The following is a 3896-nucleotide window of genomic DNA, read 5'->3' on the forward strand; positions in this document are numbered from 1 at the left end:
GCGGCCGCCGCGCCCGCCTGCTCGGCCGCGTACCAGATCGAGCAGACCCTCGACGGCGGCACCACCTGGCGCATGTGCTGGCACTACAACACCCTCTCCGGCCTCGTCCTGGACGACGTCAGCTACCAGCCCAAGAGCGAGCCGAAGCCGATCCGCGTCCTCACCAGTGCCCGCCTCGCGCAGGTCCATGTCCCCTACGACGACGGGGAGAACGAGTACGACGACATCACGGGCACCGACTTCGGCCAGGCGCTGCAGAAGCTCAAGCCGGGCGAGTGCCCCGGCGGCACCATCAAGACCGTCAAGGTCCCCGACGTGGGCAACGTGCAGGGGCTGTGCACGACCACGCGTGCACGCGGGCACGCGTACCGGCTCAACGACGACTACTCGACCGGCGGCAGCGGCAAGCTCTACAGCGCCCAGGGCAAGGACCTGCTCGTCTACACGGTCAACAAGGCGTCCTGGTACGAGTACATCACCGAGTGGCGCTTCTCCTCCGACGGCACCATCACGTCGAACGTGGGCGCCACCGGCAGCCTCTCCCCGTACGACTACAAGGGCACCGACGGCAAGGGCTGGCCCATCGGCAAGGGAGCCACCGCCTACGCCGAGAGCCACAGCCACAACGTCTTCTGGCGACTCAACTTCGGCCTGGACGGCTCGAACAAGAGCAAGGTCGAGCAGTACGACTCCAAGGTGACCCCGCCGAGCGGCGGCGGATCGCCCACCACGAAGACCACCCGGACCCCCGTCACCAAGGAACTCGCCGGTGACGAGAAGGACATGCGGTGGTGGCGCGTGGTCTCCAGCGCCGGCAAGAACAAGGACGGGCACCCCAGGTCCTACGAGTTCGTGCCCGGCCGCTCCACCAAGTTCCCGGGGCGCTCGTTCACCAAGCACGACGTGTACTTCACCGAGTACAAGAAGTGCGAGCAGTACGCGAGTGACAACCCCGCGGCGAACTGCGGCGGAACAAGTGTGGACAAGTGGGTCACCGGTCAGACGCTCAGCCACCCGATCACCTGGGTCAACGTCGGGTTCCACCACATCGCCCGCGATGAGGACCAGCAGCCGATGCCGCTCCACTGGCAGGGCTTCTCCCTGGCCCCCAGGGACGTGACCGCTATGAATCCGCTCACTCCCGCCGATCTGGCGGACCAGAACGGCGTTCCCAGAAACGGGAGTTGAGAAACTCTCCACTCCATCGGGCTGCACCGCCGACCGCTCCCGGAGTACCCTTCCTTGATCGTTGCTGGGGGAGTGCCCGACATGGCTCGGGGGAGCGGAAGGCGGTGCGGAGCGGGTGAGCTCGGGAGGTCTTGAGCTGCCCCCTGGTGACGACGGTCACGAGGGTCAGGAGGGTCCGGGGGCGGCGTCCGCGGACCTCCCGCCCGGTGCGGTGTCACTGGCTCGGCCCATGGACGTGGGATCGCAGATCGGACCCGAACTGGACTGGGGCGCCGACGCCTGGCGCGAGGTCCGTACGCGCGCGCAACGAGCGGGCCGGGCCTACATCTGGCTGAACTTGGTGGAGCAGCGGCTGCGCGCCGTCGTCGCGGCCGTGCTCCGCCCCGTCTACGAGCCCGTGCACGGCGACGACTGGGTGGTCGCCGCCGCCGGGCCCGCCGGGCAGGAGTGGGTGCAGCGGGCCGTCGCCGTGCGCGAGGTCAGCCGCCGCAAGGGCTACCTCCTCGACCCGGCCGACGACAACGTCCTGTCGTTCCTGACCCTCCCGCAGCTGCGCGAGCTGATGGTCCAGCACTGGCCGTGCTTCGAGCCGTACGTCGACGACCGGCGCGACGTCGAACTCGCCCTGGACGAGCTGGAGGTCACCCGCAACGTGGTCTCCCGCAACCGCGCCCTGTCCGAGGCGGTCCTCGCCCAGGCCGAGCGCGCCTCCGCCCGCCTCCTGGAGGTGCTCGGCGCGGGCTCCGACGTGCCCTCGGCCCGCCGGCTGCCCATCGACGCCGTCGAGGACCTGGTCGGCGACCGGTACGCCGACGTCGTGGGCGTCCACTCGGACCGGGTGCGGCTGCTGCGCCAGCTCCCGGCGGAGGACCTCTTCGGCGGCGCGCGCCGTCTGGATGCGATCGGCATAGGCCTGAACCTCCTCGTCCAGAACTTCTCCGGCCGCCGCCTGATGCGCCTGGCCGAGTCGGGCTGCCGGGTGCGGCTCCTCTTCCTGAACCCGGCGTCCAGCGCGGTCAAACGCCGCGAAAGGGAACTCGGGCTCAAACGGGGCGAGTTGAGCCGCTCGGTGGAGATGAACATCCTGCACATGCGGCGTGTGCGGGCCCGGCTGCGCGACCCCGGCGCGTTCGAGATCCAGGTCTTCGACGAGACGCCGCGCTTCAGCGCCTACCTCGTCGACGGCGACGGGTCCGACGGGGTCGGGGTCGTCCAGTCGTATCTGCGCCGGGCGCGCGGGATGGAGGCGCCGGTCCTGGTGCTGCGCGGCGGCGGCCGCGTCGTCCGGGCGAGCGCCTCCGCGGACACCGGGGAGAACGGGCTCTTCGTGACATACAGGGACGAGTTCGAGCAGGCCTGGGCGGACGCCCGCCCGGTGTCGTAACGGGCCGCTGCGACCGCCGTGCGCGGGCGCCGGACGGATTGTCAGTGGCGCATGCGAAGGTGGTGGTCACTGGGGGAACGCACCACGAGAAGGGGGCTGCCATGAGCTGGCACCGGGAGCTGATGGTCGGCTTCGACCTGGAGACGACAGGCACCGATCCGCGCGAGGCGCGCATCGTCACCGGCGCGGTCATAGAGGTCAGGGACGGCGCGGTCCTCGGCCACCGGCAGTGGCTCGCCGACCCCGGCGTCCCGATCCCGGACGAGGCGGTCGCCGTGCACGGGATCAGCACCGAGCGGGCGGCGTCCGAGGGCGATCCGGCCGACCGGGTCGCCGACGCCCTCGCCGAAGTCCTCGTGGCGTACTGGCGTACGGGCGTCCCGGTGGTCGCGTACAACGCGGCGTTCGACCTGACCCTGCTCTCCGCCGAACTGGCCAGACACGGCCTGCCCTCGCTGAGCGAGCGCCTCGGCGGCGTCGCCCCCGCCCCGGTGATCGACCCGTACACGATCGACCGCACCGTCGACCGCTACCGCCGCGGCAAGCGCAACCTGGAGGCGGTCTGCACCGAGTACGGCGTCACGCTCGACGCCGCGCACGACGCCTCGGCGGACGCGCTGGCCGCGGCGCTGCTGGCCGGTGCGATAGGCGCCCGCCACGCGAAGGTGGCCTCGCTCGGCGTCGCGGAGCTCCACCGCCGACAGGTGGAGTGGTACGCGCAGTGGGCGGCGGACTTCCAGGGTTTCCTGCGCAAGAAGGGGGACGCCACCGCGGTGGTGGACCCGGCGTGGCCGATGAGGGACCTGACCCCGGCCGCCACGTCCGGCTCCTCCCCGGCCCGTCCGGCCGGGGACTGAGGACCGCAGGGCCCGGCGCCCGGCCCCCGGGAGACCAGGCGGGCACGCCGGGGGTTCAGAACGGGTACCACCGCACCCCGTCGTCCCCGTCCCGCAAGGACGCCACCCGCCGCTCGAACTCCACCAGCGCCTTCGGGTTGCTGGGAGCGTGCTGCGCGACCCACGCGCAGGACGCCGTCTCCCGCGCCCCGCGCAGCACCCCGCATCCGTCCCACTCCCGCACGTCCCACCCGTACGCGGCGACGAACCCGTCATAGGCCGCCTCGGGCAACCCGTACCGGTCCCGTGACAGCGCCATCACCACCAGATCGTGCTCCCGCAGGTCCGACGAGAACGTCTCCAGGTCGACGAGCACGGGGCCCTCGGGCCCGATGTGCACGTTGCGGGGCAGCGCGTCGCCGTGGATCGGCCCGGGGGCCAGATGCGGGCTCAGCGCGGCGGCGGCCGCCGCGAAGCCGTCGCGGCGC

At 71.8% G+C, this 3896-nt stretch carries 4 protein-coding genes; 3 read left to right on the forward strand and 1 reads right to left on the reverse strand.

Translation table 11 applies throughout. The annotated features are described in order from the left end of the window. From G3I40_RS29990 to G3I40_RS30000, 3 genes are all read left to right on the forward strand, one after another. Positions 1-1188 (forward strand): copper amine oxidase (locus G3I40_RS29990; RefSeq protein WP_164305771.1); only part of this gene is annotated, 1188 nt, incomplete at its 5' end. A gap of 115 nt (positions 1189-1303) precedes the next feature. After that, on the forward strand, positions 1304-2572 hold the full coding sequence (locus tag G3I40_RS29995) for an SAV2148 family HEPN domain-containing protein (RefSeq protein WP_164305772.1): 1269 nt from the start codon (positions 1304-1306) through the stop codon (positions 2570-2572). Between the two features lie 101 nt (positions 2573-2673). Next, a complete protein-coding gene (locus G3I40_RS30000) occupies positions 2674-3429 on the forward strand; it encodes a 3'-5' exonuclease (RefSeq protein ID WP_164305773.1) in 756 nt (251 codons plus the stop codon). Between the two features lie 55 nt (positions 3430-3484). Here the strand turns inward: G3I40_RS30000 and G3I40_RS30005 are convergent. Further along, the coding region (locus G3I40_RS30005; RefSeq protein ID WP_164305774.1) for a phosphotransferase at positions 3485-3896 on the reverse strand (412 nt) is incomplete at its 5' end.

This window comes from Streptomyces sp. SID14478, assembly GCF_010548525.1.
Taxonomy (GTDB): Bacteria; Actinomycetota; Actinomycetes; order Streptomycetales; family Streptomycetaceae; genus Streptomyces.